The sequence below is a fragment of the Rhodanobacter sp. OK091 genome (genome assembly GCF_900142825.1).
In the GTDB taxonomy this organism is placed as follows: Bacteria; Pseudomonadota; Gammaproteobacteria; order Xanthomonadales; family Rhodanobacteraceae; genus Rhodanobacter.
This window is the reverse complement of record NZ_FRCH01000006.1, coordinates 36194-53436: the sequence shown is the minus strand read 5'-3', so window position 1 is coordinate 53436 and position 17243 is coordinate 36194. Positions and strand designations below refer to the sequence as shown.

The 17243-nt window shown below is 58.1% G+C and carries 13 protein-coding genes; 5 read left to right on the top strand and 8 right to left on the bottom strand.

Features of this window, described 5'->3' with window-relative positions:
• Positions 1-2: 2 nt before the first annotated feature.
• From BUA26_RS18920 to BUA26_RS18880, 8 genes are all read right to left on the bottom strand, one after another.
• Complete coding sequence (locus tag BUA26_RS18920) at positions 3-1571, bottom strand: hypothetical protein (RefSeq protein ID WP_143154341.1); 1569 nt, start codon at positions 1569-1571, stop codon at positions 3-5.
• A 208-nt stretch (positions 1572-1779) separates the two neighbouring features.
• A complete protein-coding gene (locus tag BUA26_RS18915) occupies positions 1780-3093 on the bottom strand; it encodes a glycosyltransferase (RefSeq protein ID WP_072762460.1) in 1314 nt (437 codons plus the stop codon).
• A gap of 25 nt (positions 3094-3118) precedes the next feature.
• Entirely contained in the window at positions 3119-4276 is a 1158-nt protein-coding gene (gene wecB / locus BUA26_RS18910) for a non-hydrolyzing UDP-N-acetylglucosamine 2-epimerase (RefSeq protein ID WP_304442124.1), read from the bottom strand.
• Positions 4277-4448: 172 nt separating this feature from the next.
• The gene (locus BUA26_RS20305) at positions 4449-4883 is read right to left on the bottom strand and encodes a hypothetical protein (protein WP_143154340.1); all 435 of its coding nucleotides are present in this window, start codon (positions 4881-4883) and stop codon (positions 4449-4451) included.
• A 28-nt stretch (positions 4884-4911) separates the two neighbouring features.
• Entirely contained in the window at positions 4912-8634 is a 3723-nt protein-coding gene (locus tag BUA26_RS20300) for a glycosyltransferase (RefSeq protein WP_143154339.1), read from the bottom strand.
• Positions 8631-10046: an ABC transporter ATP-binding protein gene (locus BUA26_RS18890; RefSeq protein WP_072762456.1), complete on the bottom strand. Its 1416-nt coding sequence runs from the start codon at positions 10044-10046 to the stop codon at positions 8631-8633. Before BUA26_RS18890 ends, BUA26_RS20300 begins: the two co-directional genes overlap by 4 nt.
• Positions 10036-10869, bottom strand: coding sequence for an ABC transporter permease (locus BUA26_RS18885; protein WP_143154338.1), 834 nt, complete (start codon positions 10867-10869; stop codon positions 10036-10038). The genes BUA26_RS18890 and BUA26_RS18885 overlap by 11 nt, the downstream gene beginning before the upstream one ends.
• 40 nt (positions 10870-10909) lie before the next feature.
• Positions 10910-12076, bottom strand: coding sequence for a trans-sulfuration enzyme family protein (locus BUA26_RS18880; RefSeq protein ID WP_072762455.1), 1167 nt, complete (start codon positions 12074-12076; stop codon positions 10910-10912).
• A gap of 261 nt (positions 12077-12337) precedes the next feature.
• Between BUA26_RS18880 and rfbB the strand changes: the two genes are divergently transcribed.
• From rfbB to BUA26_RS18855, 5 genes are read left to right on the top strand one after another with little or no spacing between them, the layout of a single operon-like run.
• Entirely contained in the window at positions 12338-13408 is a 1071-nt protein-coding gene (gene rfbB / locus BUA26_RS18875; protein ID WP_178368635.1) for a dTDP-glucose 4,6-dehydratase, read from the top strand.
• Positions 13405-14295, top strand: coding sequence for a glucose-1-phosphate thymidylyltransferase RfbA (rfbA, locus tag BUA26_RS18870; protein ID WP_072762454.1), 891 nt, complete (start codon positions 13405-13407; stop codon positions 14293-14295). The genes rfbB and rfbA overlap by 4 nt, the downstream gene beginning before the upstream one ends.
• The gene (gene rfbC, locus BUA26_RS18865) at positions 14292-14849 is read left to right on the top strand and encodes a dTDP-4-dehydrorhamnose 3,5-epimerase (protein ID WP_072762453.1); all 558 of its coding nucleotides are present in this window, start codon (positions 14292-14294) and stop codon (positions 14847-14849) included. Before rfbA ends, rfbC begins: the two co-directional genes overlap by 4 nt.
• The gene (rfbD, locus tag BUA26_RS18860; protein ID WP_072762452.1) at positions 14846-15781 is read left to right on the top strand and encodes a dTDP-4-dehydrorhamnose reductase; all 936 of its coding nucleotides are present in this window, start codon (positions 14846-14848) and stop codon (positions 15779-15781) included. Before rfbC ends, rfbD begins: the two co-directional genes overlap by 4 nt.
• A gap of 3 nt (positions 15782-15784) precedes the next feature.
• Complete coding sequence (locus tag BUA26_RS18855) at positions 15785-17197, top strand: mannose-1-phosphate guanylyltransferase/mannose-6-phosphate isomerase (RefSeq protein ID WP_072762451.1); 1413 nt, start codon at positions 15785-15787, stop codon at positions 17195-17197.
• Positions 17198-17243: the final 46 nt, after the last annotated feature.

The following is a 17243-nucleotide window of genomic DNA, read 5'->3' as shown; positions in this document are numbered from 1 at the left end:
CACTAATGGGTACCGGCAGGCACCGGTACCGACGGAAGCAGAGGCGGAACCGCAGCAGCAGTCGGCAACCGCGGCAGATAGCTATATCGCGCCTGCACCTTCGGCGAAAACACGTTCAGATGATTCACGCGGAGAAACTGCACAAGCTGTTGGCGTTTCTCCAGTGACCAACCGCAAACAACCAATTCGGGGAGGCACCCTTCCGTGTTCGCCGGATTCTCGGCTAGCTGGCCGATCTGGATTGCCAGCTGTTGATAGTAATGGGGTAGATAACGCTGCCTATGCCAAGCATCACTTGACAGCGGAACCTGTATGGCCAACATCGCAAGACAACCCGCGATCGGAAATACCGTGAGAAGCGTGTGTCGCCACGAGACGATCTTCGGCCCTAACTCGCTAGCCGTCGCCCACATGAGCAACAGCGCTACCAAATTGAACTGGAAAAACTGAACGTAGCGATCCTGATATAGATAGTCGCTGCCAAAATAGGAAACTCGTACCAACAGGATACCGGCCAGCCAGGCATACGAAAGCAGCATCAAGCATATGGCAACGAACATTGGCAAATTGTACTTTCCGCGCCACGCCCGCCACCAGAATGCTATATGCGCGGCTAGCAGAAGCGCGACCATGGTCGCCCTGACAATCGGCCACAGCACCCATGAAGAAATCATCCGGTCAGGAAATTCGTACACTACCGGCAGTGATAACGGAAGCGAAAACCATTTCCACCAATCCCCGGCCGACAGGCGTCCGACCAATTTCGACAGTTGAGCCGACATCGAGGGGTCTTGGGATGCGCCAATCACCGGTGCAAATCTATAACCAATCCTTACCACTACAATGCATGCAACGATCGTAATGATCGCTCTCCAGACCCCGGCACGTTGCGACCCATCGGAAAACGCCACAACCAATAACGCCAGAATGGTAGCAATCGCCGCAATCAATGCACTGTCATCTGCGACAACTCCAAGCAACAATGTCGCGGCTATCAAGACAACATAGCGTCGTCTTTGCAGAGCGTGCCACGCCGCTCCCATAAACAGCAAGACAGGCACTATAGTAAGGTAACCGATTGCGACCAATGACCATGTCCAGATGCCAACGGCATTCAGCGAGAGCAGCAATACGCACATTGCAACCCAAGCCAAATATCGCCTGTTATCTGTTACGTCACCGCACCTACCCGCCATCACGAATTGATGAAGAATCAGCACGCAGGCAGCGGCTGCGAATACTCCCACGACAGCTTCCATCGTGAAATCCAGATCGAAATATCGCCAATCGATCAGCAACAATAGCTTCAAGAGAGGTTGTGCATGGTCGTCACCATAACGTTTTACAAAGAAATCAGTGATTCCAAGACTGCCGTCTGCCGCCTTGCTCAGAAAAATATCCAAAAAATACCAGTCATCCGAACGAATAACCGGATTGGTTGTACGCAAGACATAGCAAAGCGTATTTAGGAGGGCCGCGACAGCGATCATCCATGCAGTCACACGCACCCATACGGAGTGGACTGTCGACAATGCCATGGTCGAACGATATTCTTCCTTAATCGAACTCACAAAATTTCCCTTAAGTAATTGTTCTGGTGGACACAACGTAACCAAAGTCGTAAAACCAACGTATAGCGAGCCCCACCATGCGCATCGTTAGTCAAATTGCGAAGTCAATCGATATTATTGACAAAAATGTACATCTCTTCGAAGTAGTGACAGACGGTACCGCCCTTCCGCAGAGACTATTGCCGCAACTGGAAATTGCTTAGATGATTCAGGTTCCTTCTACCTGAGTAACTTGTTGACAACGTGCAAGTAGGCATCGGGCCAAATTCGACCAACCGTAAGCAGAGGCAGTACAGCTGTCATCCGTCAGTAGCGCGTACAACCGTTCTGGTGCCTCAACAAGTGTCGTCAGAAAAATCCGCAGACTGGGCAGGTCATTGGCACACGACCAGCCCCGGCGCCATTCATCGAGCAGGCTTACGGCCGGATCATCTTCTACCGAATGGCAATGCAGGATCGGTTTACCACTGCCCAAATATTCATACAGCTTGCCGGGGATCTGGGCACTAAGCGCGTTGCCGATATTCACTAGCACGTCGCATTCCTGTTGCAACTTGAGTACCTTGGCGTGCGGTTGTTCACCAAGAAACACTATTCGGCCACCACTTCGTGCCGCATAGGCCAAATATTCCGGTCTCACCTCGGGCGCAGCAATGGTCAGCCAGATCTGCTTCAACTCAAGCACAGCCTCAAGCAGTGCGGTTGGGTCCCGAAACGGATAGAACCGCCCCGTGTAAAGCAAACGTAGTTCCCCTGGATGGGATTTTTGCGCCGAGTCTATTGTGGGTGATACCGTATCGTCAAAACCCTGGCTGATCGTGAAGATCTTCGACGGATCCATGGTGTCGTACCGCGCCATTAACAACTCACGGGTACTCGCAGTAGTCACACTGACTGCGGTGGCCACACGACATACTTGGGCCTCCAATTCACTGGCGCGGCGGTGCCACCGTCTTGGGGTGTACCCAGCAAGCACCGGATCTCCAAGATCAGCAAACCATGCCTGTACGCGTCCCGCTACTTGCAGGCCGAGTTGCAGTGTCACGGCTGGTTCGTGTGAGCTGATCAGTACGTCCGGCCTGATTGTTTCGATCAATTCATCGAGGGCTGCACTGGCGGGGGCGCGCCACTGTCCGCGGCTATCGGGGTACACCCAATGACTCAGACATCGCTCCAACCAATGATGCAGGCGCCCCTTCCAGTTCAACGTGGTTGAACCCACATGCGTGGCCTCGCCAATGTGAGACTGCTGTGGTGCCAAGACAGTCGCCAGCGGACGCGCTTGCTGACGGCGCGCAAGCCATCCCGCCAGGCCGCCAGCATCGCACCGATGCATTGTCACACCGCTCGGTATATCGAGGCTGTTTCCATCACGCGCAGGAATATCCGGCGCGAGTACATGCATCTCCACACCAAGATGTACCAGTTCGCGACTGAGGTAATACCAACGAATTGCCTGCGGCGAATTCAGCGGTGGATAATCGTAAGCGACAAGAAGAATCCGCATATCTGGCACCTTCATCGATTACGATCAGCAAGCGACATCGCTAGGCTACTGAAAGTAGAGCATCACGTAATACCGCCGCGATGCGTTGCGATGCTTTGCCGTCGCCATAGGGAGAAACTCCCCGCGCCATTTCCCGATACGCATCTGGATCATCCAGCAATCGCGATGCCTCGGCCACGATGCGAGCTTCATCGGTACCAACCAATCGTACAACGCCTTCGTCCACCGCTTCTGGGCGCTCGGTTTCCGAGCGCATCACCAGCACCGGCTTGCCCAATGCTGGAGCCTCTTCCTGCACGCCACCCGAATCAGTAAGGATTAGATACGCCCGCTTTTGAGCTTCGACAAACGGTGCGTAATCAAGCGGAGCACACAGACGGATACGCGGATGACCTCCCAATAACTCATGCGCCACCGAACTGATATTGGGATTCGGATGTACCGGATAGACCACTTCGATATCCGCATAGCGGTCTACCAGCGTGCGAATCGCCCTACATACTGCCCGGAACGGCTCACCGAAGTTCTCACGCCGGTGAGCCGTCACGAGCACAAGCCTCTTGTCGGAATCCAACGGGATATCGAGTGGCCAGTCAGTGGCAGCAACTTCAAGAAGGGCATCGATCACTGTATTGCCGGTAACGTGAATCGCCGAATCGGGGATTCCCTCTCGCAGCAGATTTTTCCGTGAACGTTCGGTAGGTACGAAATGCCATCGGGCCAAATGACCCGCCACCAATCGGTTCATCTCTTCGGGGAAAGGATTGTCCAGATCGTGTGTGCGCAGACCGGCCTCGACGTGGCCGAATGGAATGCGTCGATAAAACGCCACTAGCGCAGCTGTCATTACCGTGGTGGTGTCACCTTGAGCGAGAACTACGTCTGGTGAAAACTCGGCGAACTTTTCATCCAGCGCTGTAATCAGCCGTGCAGTCAATTCGGGCAGCGCCTGATTGGCTCGCATGATATTCAGATCCACATCCGGCTGAATATCGAACAAGGAAAGCACCTGATCCAACAAGCCACGATGCTGCGCCGTCGCCAACACGGTCACCTGTGCCCACGGCTCACGTTTGAGCGCCTTAATCAAGGGCGCCATCTTGATGCCTTCGGGGCGCGTGCCGACGATGCAAAGGATGTGCTTTTGATGATTCATGTATTTCCGAAACTTGATCGATAAACGGGTCGACATGGCCATGGCAGCCGATGCCAACGTATGATCGGCAGCACAAGTCCACGATATCTCTCACCAAATGAGAGGCTACTAAATAGCAGCTCAGGAGCAAGAAGGATGTTTGGATTCGCAAGAAAAAAGCGTAAGCATCGAATAGCGTGCAACTTGCTTTCCACCACTCTTTGCAAATCGTCCGTCATTTCACGACGAAGTAGACAACATTGCTTCTTTTGTCATTCGCGCCGCTCCCAACGCGAACTTGAATTGGATATTTTCCCACGGTTGTATAGCGTTCTGCAGGTACCACGGCACTGATCACATTGCCTGAAACAGCACTTTCCAGACGATGATCTCCCCACCATATCGCCGCACTGGAGCCAGTTGCAGGGTGATCCAGCTCTACCCACAGAGCCGCTTGGCCAGACGACTGTGTGTTGAAAGCCACTCCCGCACCGCTTTCTTTTGGACCATATTGAACGATCTGAAAATTGGATTGACCCTGCCGGTCAATTGCCGTCAAGGCCGGAGGTGATGAGGTTGCCGTAGTGGACTTGTCTTCCTTGCCGCAAGAAACGATGGCTACGAGAGCGAGGCAAATTGGTAATGTGGTGCACAGGCTTTTTATGCGCATCTCTTTGGACTCCTAGTTACTAGTTCTTCTACGGTTTAGGTCGATAGACGTGAGGCACCCACTTGCCCCATTTCTTTTCGTAGATGATCTTGTTCTGTTCGAATAGCTCTTGCCGCGTTTCCTGCTTGAGCTTGTTGAATGAAGCGGACAGGTTGTGATGTATGAACACATCCTCTGCACAGGCAATGGTCCAGCCGGCGTCTTCCACTCGCCGGCAATAGTCATCATCCTCGAAGAAGCCGATGCCGAACGCCTCGTCTAGCTCACCCACTTTGACATACACCTCACGTGGCATCATCACGCAGAAGAACGCCGCTGTGCGCAACGGCATGAGCTGGCCTGCATGGCGTACGGTATAGTCCGCGGCGATGTGCAACATTTCATCCATGTTGGCGTAGTGGATATCGATGCGCGCCTCGTTGCCGATGTTATTCGTGACAGGCCCGAGCATGCCAAGTGTCGCCGTGCGACGCAGATGACCGACCAGGGTAGCGATCCAGCCTGGCGTGACATAGGTATCATTGTTGAGCATCACCAGGTAATCACCGGTGGCTGCGGCCAGTCCCTGATTGTTGGCGGCGGCGAAACCGCGATTGTCCTGATTGAGGATGACGTGCCGATTCTCGCCGCTCGCGGCCCATGCGATGAGACACGCCGGCGTGCCGTCCGCCGATGCATTGTCGACTACGATAACCTCGAGATCGGGGTAATCGCTATAAAGTTCGATGCTGTGCAGGCATGCCTTGGTCAGTTCAAGATTGTTGTAGGTCACCACGACTACGCTAACTCGCGGTGCGGGTAGCGAATCGACACTCGCGATCAGATCGTGCACGCGATGCGCCCAGGTCTGTCCGGCGGCGAACTGCTGGCGTCGCGCGATCACCGCCGGCTCCGGTGCGGTCGTCAGCGCTTCGTTCACGGCATGCAGAAATGAGGCGTGATCGGTACCGGTGCGCACCAATTCGCCGAACTGGCGGATCTCCGGCAGAGAGATCGATACGACTTCTTTGCCAGCACTCAAGTACTCGTAGACCTTGACCGGATTGGTGGCGAGCGTCAATGGAATCACCTGAAAAGGCAGCAGGCAGACATCAAAGGCATGGAGATAGTGCGGCAACGTGCTATAGGACACCTCGCCGGTGAACTCGACGTTGGAAAGATGTCGCAGGCGCTGTTGCGCTCCGGTGGTGTCGGCACCCACCAGCAGTATTAGGCAGTCATCGAAACGCTGTGCCAGCTTTTCCAGCAGATCGAGATCGAACCATTCGGCGATGGCGCCGTAGTAGCCGATTATGCGGCGACCTTTGTCATCCTTGAATTTCTGCGCTGGAGGCTTGAAAAAGTGCTCGTATTGGCACGCGTTGCGGATCATCACGCGATGGGGGTTGTACTTGCCAGATTCTTCATACAGCCAGTCAGACGTCACCACCAAGAGGTCAGCGTCGCGCATGAGTTCGTGTTCGCGTGCCAGCACGTCCACACTGTTGTCGGCAAAACCGCCGTGATGATCCATACAGTCGTAAACCAAGCGCGAATCTGGCAGCACCTGTGCAGTCTCCAGCCAGTAGGGATGCTGCACCAGCGATGCGCAGCCACGGCTGCGCGTCCAACCTAACAGCAAGCCGATGCCGGCGCGCAACTGCTCCCGTGCCGGCATGTCGGGTGCGGCATGGTAGATCGCCGGGCTTCCCTTGAGATGCAGGTTGATCTGGAACAGCCGGCCGTCGCTATCGAGGGCCTCGACACTGAATCCAGGCTCATCGCGATTAATGAAATTGTTCGAAATGTAGAACACTCGATGACTCGCTGCCGCCAATTCACGCGCCAGATGCTGCGGCCGCTGGATACGGAAATGCCAGTCAATCACCGACCAGACGAATACGTCACGTTTGCCGTCGATCTGCAAAGCAAATCGCGTTGTGGATTGTGTCATCGGCATAGGGACAGCCACGGCCGTCATCGCAACCACGGTATCAACGGAAGTTGGCACAGCTGGGAGCGCAGCATGCGTCGGCAATGCGGAAGTCTGTATCTGGGAGCGCCTCAACCGGCGGCGCAACTGCTCGCGATCGGCCTCGCCAAGGCGCCCCCCGCTGCGCAGCATGCGTAAAGCCACTCGCATCGGCCGCGTCCAGCGCCAGGAACGGCTGGCTTTGATCATATCCAGCTCATCACTCACCTGCTCCAGCATGCGGATACGCGCATTGCGCTTGGCCAGCTCACCACGGATCACAATCAGCTCACCATGAAGTACTTCACGCGCCTGAGCTTCTGTCCGCCTTGCGCTTTCCAATTCCTCTCTCACGCTCACCGTTTCCTTCCTTGCATTTTCCAGTTCCTCTCTCACGCTTGCGGTTTCCTTCCTTGCATTTTTCAATTCCTCTTGCACGCTTGCTGCTTGCCGTGTTGCATTTGCTGCTTCCTGTCTTGCGCTTGCCGTTTCCCGCGTTGCACTTGCCACTTCCTGTCTTGCGCTCGCCGCCTCCTGTGTAGCATTTGCTGCTTCCTGCGTAGCACTTGCTGCTTCCTGTCTTGCGCTTGCTGCTTCCTGTCTTGCGCTTGCTGCCTCCTGCCTCGCGCTTGCTGCTTCCTGCATTGCACTTGCAGCATGCTGCCTTGCGTTTGCCGCTTCCTGCGTTGCACTTGCAGCTTCCTGTCTCGCGCTTGCTGCTTCCTGCATTGCACTTGCGGCATGCTGCCTTGCGTTTGCCGATTCCTGCATTGCATTTGCGGCTTCCTGCCTAGCGATTACCGCTTCCTGCTGACCATGTCGCTGGGCAGCCGCACTTTCTTCAAACAGTCGAGCAGCCTCGGCCCGGTAAGCTTCTTTGCCGTTCTCAGCCTCGATTAACTGTGACTGAATCTGGTCCCGTTGAGATTTTGGTTGTAAATCCATGATCAGCGGCCGCGCGAACTCGAGCCGCATCATTACTACATGTAACTGCGCATCGAGATCAGCCCAATCACCTCTGTCTCGTACTACTGTTTGGCTGGCGGCATAGACGTCAAGCAGGGGCTCGCGCCATACGACTGGCAGCAGGTCGCGCGTTGCCGCCATGTGCTGATGTCGCAGGTCATGACGCAGGTGCACGTCAACTTCGACTTCGCAGTCCTGCGAAGGGATCGGCCACGCCACGTCGAGGTCGGATGCGATCCTCGACATGCTGACATGCCAGTTGTCCAACAACTCGTTGTAATCGACAAGGCAACGACGCATATTCTGCGTGAGGCGCACGGGTTCGGCCAGATGTCGTAGCCACAATAGCGAGGCCGTCGCCGCAGACAGTCCATTGCGGTGCATTAGCGAACCCACCACCTCGCTTGGATCGCGCATCGCAAAAATTAGCTTGGGTTCAATTCCCATACGCCCCAGTGCCTTCAGCCACAAGGGTAACAGTCGACACAGGCGCGGATCCTTGACTGCCCAGATTCTGGCATCACCGAACTCGGAGGCTATCAGTGCTATCAGTTCGTCAATATAGGCCGCAGTGAGCGCCTCATCGGCCCACCCCAGGCGCAGCTCACGTGGGTCATCCCAGCTGGATCCGATATCTGCAAGCAGACGCTCGTGCAGATTCACCACGCGCTGGTTTTCCCAGAATCCTGCTTCATTGTCGAAGGCCCCTCCCGGCAGTTTGGAGCCCAAGGTAACGCCGTGCAAATTAATGACTCGGGTCAACGCCGAGGTACCACTGCGATGCATGCCGATGACCAGCAATGCTTGCTTACCGCTGGACCGTCTTAGCGTCATGCGTGCACCTCGCTGGGACCCAACACAGTGGCATATGACGTAATACAGAAATCAATGAAGCCTGTAGCCAGGCGTTCTGGCTGTGACATGACGCGGAACATCGCTGCATCGATCAAACGATCGATGTAGGTTTCTTCCCCTGCGAGGCAGGCAAGCACCCCCGCGTTTAAGAAATAGGTACCAGCATCGAGCAAGCAACGGAATCGAAAGCGTACCTCGACGGTTTGCCCAGCCTCGACCAATGGCATCGAATTTTGCGGCAGAGCAGTAGCGCCACCGCCCAATTCGAGACCGGTCAGGGTCTTGATCAACATGCCGAAGCGCACTTCGGTGGCGCTGTCATGGAAGTCCACCCGATACACATAAAGATATGTATCCCCCGCATGCAGCACATTGACTTTACGTCCTTCTGGCGTCTCGATGTGCGGTACGCCGATCCGAGCACCACGGGTGTCGTAGCGCACCGTACTCTTCGGTACCAGACCCTCGTCAAACCAGCCGCGCGATCCGCTGTCTTCCAGCAACGCGGACGGTGCGCTCACCGAGGAAACCAGTCGCGCATCCTCGCGATCCACCACCGACAGACTGGAAAGCTCCGTGCTAGCTGGAAGTGCATCGTCCTCGCGTTCAGCGCGAATCGCCGCGCGCACGGCCTCGGCTCGATCGGGTGGTACGTACAGCATCTTGTGATAGCGCGACACCACGAATTTTGGCGAGCCGCTCGAAAGCAATTCGCCGCGATCCAGCAGCACTGCACGATCACACAACTGTGTAACGATGCCAGCGGAGTGCGAGACGAACAGTACCGTGGCACCATCATCACGGATACGATTGATACGTGCGAAGCACTTGCGCTGAAATGCCTCGTCCCCCACAGACAATGCCTCATCCACGACCAAAATGTCCGGCGTCACATTGATCGCCACGGCAAACGCCAGACGTACATACATGCCACTGGAGTAGCACTTGACGGGCTGATCGATGAACTCCCCGATCTCAGCGAACGCAGCGATCTCGTCGAAACGTTCCTCGACCTGGCTGCGGCTGAGCCCAAGGACGGTGCCATACAGCATGACATTCTCGCGACCGGTGAACTCAGGATTAAATCCGGCACCCAATTCCAGCAATGCGGCAATACGTCCACTGACCTGCACCGTGCCCGCCGACGGCTCGAGCGTGCCGCAGATGATTTGCAACAAAGTCGACTTGCCCGAACCATTACGACCGACCACACCCAGTGTCTCGCCCTTGCGAACAGTGATATCGATGTTCTGGAGCGCGTGGAACTCCCGATACCAACGTTGCTTCGCCGCACGTGGAGACAGCATCTGATAGAGCCGATGCATCGGTTTGTCGTAGACCGGAAACGCCTTGCTCACCCGTTCGACGCGGATCGCCAGCTCAGAGGACATCGGCGAACCCCCGTCGAGTCAAACGGAAAACCATGTATCCGAGGTAGAGCACGATCAGAGCACACAGGGTATAGATACCCAACCCGGTCCAGTCCGGCATATGCCCCCACAACGCAACTGCGCGTGCCTGGTCGATAATGAAAGTCAGTGGATTGATGATCAAGAGCCATCGGTATTGCGGTGGAAGTGCCTCGATCGGGAACATCGCCGTTGAAAGAAAAAGCATCGCAGTAGCTAGTACGCCTGTAATCTGACTGATATCACGTAGGTATACGCCCAAAGCCGCCAGTAACCAGGACACCCCAAGCGTAAGCAGCACCAGCGGCAACAATACAAGCGGCAGCAGGACAATCGTCCAGGTTACGGTGTGATCAAGCACAAGATGCAGAGCCAGAAATACCAGAAAATTCATGAAGGTGTGAAACAACGCGGACGCCACCATTGGCCATGGCAGAATCTCTAGCGGGAAGATCACTCGTTTGACGAAGTTGGCATTGCTAGTGATCAGCTGCGGGGACCGGCTTAGACATTCTGCAAAGAACCCATGCACGATCAGCCCGACAAACAGGATGATCGAATAATGTGCATGACTTTGTTCGGCTTGCGGCCATTTCGCTTTCATCACGAAGCCGAACGCGAACGAGTAGACCATCAACATCAGAAACGGACTGATCAGCGACCATAGCAAACCGAAGCTGGCGCCACGATAGCGCCCCAGTACATCTCGTTTGGCCAACTCGAAAGTAAGCGATCGATATGTGCCGAGCGCGCCAAACGGTCCCGGCTTCGATCGCGGTGTAGTGGATATTGCATGAAACTCCAAGTCAAAACCCTCGTTCTCTCGTTCAGCTCATTGATCGCAATCAACCCAGCGCAACGGTCAATTCATTGCGCAGATCTTCGATGTTCTCCACCCCCACCGACAATCGTATCAATCCGTCGCTGATGCCCAGCCGCTTGCGGTTGGCCGCCGGCACCGACGCGTGGGTCATGATCGCCGGATGCTCGATCAGGCTCTCGACACCCCCGAGCGACTCGGCCAACGCGAACAGCTCGCAGCGCTCGAGCATGCGCTTGGCTTTTTTCAGGCCGCCCTTCACCTCGATGCTGATGATGCCGCCGAAGCCATCCATCTGGCGTTTCGCCAGAGCGTGCTGCGGATGACTCTTGAGACCTGGGTAGATCACCCGCTCCACGGCCGGATGCTTTTCCAGCCACTTCGCCAGTTCCAGCGCGCTCTCGCAGTGCGCCTTCATGCGCAGATGCAGTGTCTTCAGGCCGCGCATGGCGAGGAACGAGTCGAACGGGCCGGCCACCGCGCCGACCGAGTTCTGCAGAAAGCCCATCTGCTCGGCCAGTTCCTTGCTGCGGGCGACCACAATGCCGCCGACCATGTCGGAATGGCCGTTGAGGTATTTGGTGGCCGAATGCAGCACCAGGTCCGCACCGTATTCCAGTGGGCGCTGGATCATCGGTGAGCAGAACGTGTTGTCCACCACCAGGATCAGGCCATGTTTCTTGGCGAACGCAGCGACCTTGGCCAAGTCGACCAGCTTCAACATCGGATTGGTCGGCGTTTCGGCCCAGATCATCCGCGTGTTGGGCTTGAGCGCTGCCTTCATGGCCGCGCTTTCGTTCAGATCGATGAAGCTGAAATCCAGTCCAGCGGAACGCCGCCGTACCTTTTCGAACAGCCGGTAGCTGCCGCCATAAAGATCGTCCATCGCGATGACGTGGCTGCCCGAATCGAGCAGATCCAGCACCGTCGCTGCAGCAGCCAGACCGGAAGCGAACGCAAAGCCGGCCACGCCACCTTCCAGATCGGCCACGCAGCGCTCGTACGCCATGCGGGTGGGGTTCTGCGTGCGCGAATACTCATAGCCTTTGTGCTTGCCGGGGCTTTCCTGCACATAGGTCGAGGTAGCGTAGATCGGCGTCATGATCGCGCCGGTGCTGGGATCCGGGTGCTGACCGGCATGAATGGCCCGGGTTCCCATGCCGTGTTGGCTACGCTTTGCAGCAGTTTTCATCGCTGTCCTTGCAGCCCGCCGGACGGGCTGCCTCGTGATATGAAGTCCAGCATCTTAGCTTTTATGCAGGCCGTTGCCGACCGACGCAAGAACTTGGCGTTCATGTAGAAATGGGCAAACTGCGGCCCTCGCACCCCGTAACGCCATGCCGACTGCCCACCAATGCTTGGTCGACAAGGCAAGAACAGGCATCATTTGCCGTCTGTTGGATGGCCGAGATGTCTTGGCCGCCCCTCTTTCGTCAAACCATGGACGTACTCGATGAACAATTCATCCGCAGGGATCAAAACGCTACTGGTCACCGGCGGCGCCGGCTTTATCGGCGCCAATTTCGTCCTTCAGGCGGTGGCGGACGGCTTGCATGTGATCAATCTGGACAAGCTGACCTATGCCGGTAACCTGGACACGCTCAGCTCGCTGAAAGAAGTCCCTGCCCACACGTTCGTCCAAGGCGACATAGGCGATCGCGAGTTGATCGTCAGGCTACTGTCCGAGCATCGTCCCGATGCCATTGTGAACTTCGCCGCCGAATCGCATGTGGATCGGTCGATCGACGGCCCCGCCGAATTCGTGCAGACCAATGTGGTCGGCACGCTGGGCCTGCTGGAAGGTGCGCGCGACTACTGGCGCAGTCTCGACGGCGCCGCTCGCGATGCGTTCCGTTTCCTGCACGTGTCGACCGACGAGGTCTACGGCTCGCTCGGTGACGAAGGCAAGTTCACCGAAACCACGCCCTACGCACCAAACTCGCCGTACTCCGCCTCCAAGGCAGCCTCCGATCATCTGGTGCGCGCGTTCCAGCACACGTACGGCCTGCCCACGCTGACCACTAACTGCTCCAACAACTACGGGCCGTACCAATTCCCGGAAAAACTGATCCCACTGATCATCCAGAAGGCGCTGGCCGGCGAACCGCTACCGGTCTACGGCGATGGCAAAAACATCCGCGATTGGCTGTTCGTGGGCGATCACTGCAGCGCGATCCGCCGGGTGCTGGAAGCGGGCCGCATCGGTGAGACCTACAACGTGGGCGGCAATGCCGAACGGGAGAACATCGTGGTGGTGAAGACCATCTGCACGCTGCTCGATGCGCGCCGCCCGCTGGCCGATGGTCGTGCCCGCGGGTCGCTGATCACCTATGTCAAGGATCGCCCCGGCCACGATCGACGCTACGCGATCGACTCCAGCAAGCTGCAGAACGAACTGGGCTGGCGGCCATCGCAGACGTTCGAAAGCGGTATCGCGCAGACGGTGGACTGGTATCTCGCCAACCAGCCGTGGAGCCAGCGCGTGCTCGACGGCAGCTATCGGATGGAGCGTCTGGGGTCATGAGCAACACACAGAAAGGCATCATCCTCGCCGGCGGCTCCGGCACCCGGCTGCACCCGATCACACGCGCGGTCAGCAAGCAGCTGCTGCCGGTATACGACAAGCCGATGATCTACTACCCGCTGGCCACTTTGATGTTGGCCGGCATCCGCGAGGTGTTGGTGATCAATACCCCGCATGAGCAGGCAATGTTCCAGCGCCTGCTCGGCGACGGTTCGCAGTGGGGCCTCGACATCCGCTACGCGGTGCAACCGTCGCCGGACGGATTGGCGCAGGCATTCACCATTGGCCGCGATTTCGTCGATGGCAAGCCCAGCTGCCTGGTGCTCGGTGACAACATCTTCTATGGCGGGGGCCTGACCGAACGGCTGAAGCATGCGGCAGCTCGCGACCACGGTGCCACGGTGTTCGGCTACTGGGTGAAAGACCCGGAACGTTACGGTGTGGCCGAATTCGATGCCGCAGGCCGGGTGATCGGACTGGAGGAAAAACCGGCCCAGCCGAAGTCCCATTACGCGGTGACGGGTTTGTATTTCTACGACGGCCGCGTCTGCGATTACGCAGCGGTACTGAAACCCTCGGCCCGCGGCGAACTGGAAATCACCGACCTCAACCGCTGCTACCTCGACGACAACTCGCTGCATCTGGAGCAGCTCGGCCGTGGCTTCGCCTGGCTCGACACCGGTACCCACGAGTCGCTGATGGAAGCGGGAAGCTACATCGAGACGATTGAAAACCGGCAGGGACTCAAGGTGTGTTGCCCGGAGGAGATCGCCTACGTCAACGGCTGGATCAATGCGGAGCAATTGCTGGCACTGGCTGCGCCGCTAGCCAAGACCGGTTACGGCCAATACCTGGAGCAGTTGATCAAGCAGGGGCTCGTACGATGAAAGTGATCGAAACCGCGTTGCCCGGCGCCCTGATCCTCGAACCGCAGGTGTTCGGTGATGCCCGCGGCTTCTTCTACGAGAGCTACAACAAGGCCAAGTGGCAGGAAGCCGGCATCGACGCTGATTTCGTTCAATCCAACGTCTCGCGCTCAGCCAGGGGCGTATTGCGCGGTCTGCATTACCAGTGGCCAAACCCGCAGGGCAAACTGGTCAGCGTGCTCGAGGGCGAGGTATACGACGTGGCAGTGGATATCCGCCGCGGCTCGCCTACGTTCGGGCAGTCGATCGGCGTGATGCTGACTGCCGACAACCACCGCCATTTCTGGGTGCCGGAAGGCTTTGCGCACGGCTTCTGTGTGCTGTCCGAATTCGCCACCTTCACTTATCAGTGCACCGCGCTGTACGACGCCAAGGCCGATGCCGGCATCCGCTGGAACGACGCCGACCTCGGTATCGACTGGCCACTCAGTGCGCCACTGCTGTCGGACAAGGACGGCAAGACGCCGCTGCTGAAGGACGTCGCGCCCGAGCGATTGCCGATTTTCGTGTCATGAGAGTCTTGCTGCTCGGCGCCAATGGTCAGCTTGGCCGCACGTTTCTCGAGCACGCCGGCCAGATCGCAGATGCTGAAGTCATCGCTGCCAGCCGGGACGGCGTGCTGACCACCGGCGGCTACGGCGAAATCGCCGATCTTGCCGAACCAGCCAGCTTGCCCATCTTGCTCGACCGCGTGCAGCCCGACGTGATCATCAATGCCGCCGCCTATACCGCCGTCGATCGGGCCGAGCAGGAGGAGGCGCTGGCCACCCGCGTCAACGGCGAGGCGGTCGGCGTGGCCGGTGTATGGGCAGCCGCGCACGGCACCCTAGTGATGCATTACTCTACCGATTACGTGTTCGACGGCAGCCAGTCACAGCCGTATGCCATCGATGCACCCACCGGCCCGCTGGGCGCGTACGGGCGCAGCAAGCTGGCTGGCGAACACGCATTGCGCGACAGCGGTGCCGACCATCTGACCTTTCGCACGGCGTGGGTGTATGCCGCACATGGCCAGAATTTCCTGCGCACCATGTTGCGGCTCGGCGCCGAGCGCGAGGAATTGCGCGTGGTGGACGACCAGCACGGCGCACCTACCGATACCACGCTGATCGTCAACGCCAGCCTGGCGGCACTCGCTTGCTGGCAACACGCCGATCCAGTACAGCGTCGCCAGCTCAGTGGCACTCATCATCTGGTCGCCAGTGGCACCACCACCTGGCATGGCTTCGCCAGCGCGATCTTCGAGCAGGCCGCTGCGCATGGGCTGATCCAGCGGCAACCGCGCGTGATCCCGATCGCCAGCGCTGAATTCCCCACTCCGGCAGTGCGCCCGGCGTGGTCGCTGCTGGACAATCGCGGCTTCCAGCAGCATTTCGATTTTCCGCTGCCCGATTGGCGGCACGGTCTGAATGATGTCATCCGCCAGCTGGCCACTTCAGGATCCTGAGTCATGTTGATACCCATCATCCTCAGCGGCGGCAGCGGCACTCGTTTGTGGCCGGTCTCACGCAAGAATCTGCCCAAGCAATTCCTGGAACTGGCCGGCAAAGGCACGCTGTTCCAACAGACCATCGCGCGCACGCGCCAACTGCCTGACGTAGCGGCACCGATCGTGGTGGCCAGCGAGGATCATCGCTTCCTCGCCGCCGACCAGTTGCTGGAAGCCGGTATCGAGGACGCGACCATCGTGCTGGAGCCGCTGGCCCGCAACACCGCGCCGGCGATCGCGCTGGGTGCTTTGCAGGCGCTGCAGCGCGATGCCGACGCCGTGCTGCTGGTGTTGCCGGCCGACCACCTGATCGGCAATACCACTGCCTTTGTCGACGCGGTGAAACAAGCCATGCCGCTGGCCGCGCAGGGCTGGCTGGTGACGTTCGGTATCCGGCCGGATCGTCCGGAAATCGGTTTCGGTTATATCCGTCGTGCCGAGGCGATCGGCAGCGACGGTTACCGGGTGGAGCAGTTTGTCGAGAAGCCTGGCCTGAGTACCGCCGAGTCGTATCTCGCCGATGGCGGCTACGACTGGAACTCCGGCATGTTCCTGTTCAAGGCGTCACGCTACCTGGAAGAATTGGCCGCGCACGCGCCGGCCATGCTTGCCGCCGTGCGCGAGGCGCACGCCAAGGCGTCCACCGATCTGGATTTCGTGCGGATCGACCGCGATGCGTTCGCTCTGGTGCCGGACGATTCGATCGACTACGCGGTGATGGAAAAGACCCAACACGCGGCCGTGATTCCGGTCAGCTGCGCATGGAGCGACATCGGCTCGTGGTCGGCGCTATGGCTGACCGGTGACAAGGACGCGCAAGGCAATCTGCGCGAAGGCGACACGATGGCGATCGACACGCGCAACTCGTTGCTGCGTTCACACGACCGCCATCTGATCGCCACCGTCGGCGTCGACGACCTGATCGTGGTCACCACACCCGATGCCACCCTGGTGGCTCATCGTGATGCCGCGCAGGACGTCAAGAAGATCGTCGAGCAGCTCAAGGCTGCGGGACGCAGCGAGCATTCGCTGCATCGGGTGGTGCATCGGCCATGGGGCAGTTACGACTCGCTGGAAGCGGGTGAACGATTCCAGGTCAAACGTATCCAGGTCAAACCGGGCGCCAGCCTGAGCCTGCAGAAACATCATCATCGCGCCGAGCACTGGATCGTTGTCTCCGGCACCGCTGAAGTCACCTGTGACGACAAGGTGTTCCTGCTCGGTGAAAACCAGAGCACCTACATCCCGCTTGGCAGCAAGCATCGCCTGCGCAATCCGGGCAAGGTGGCGCTGGAACTGATCGAGGTGCAGTCCGGCAGCTATCTCGGTGAAGACGACATCGTGCGTTACGACGACGTTTACGGCCGCGCCTGACGCCGATCGAGATTAGGACGGCCAGCACGTCTATCGAAGCCGGCGG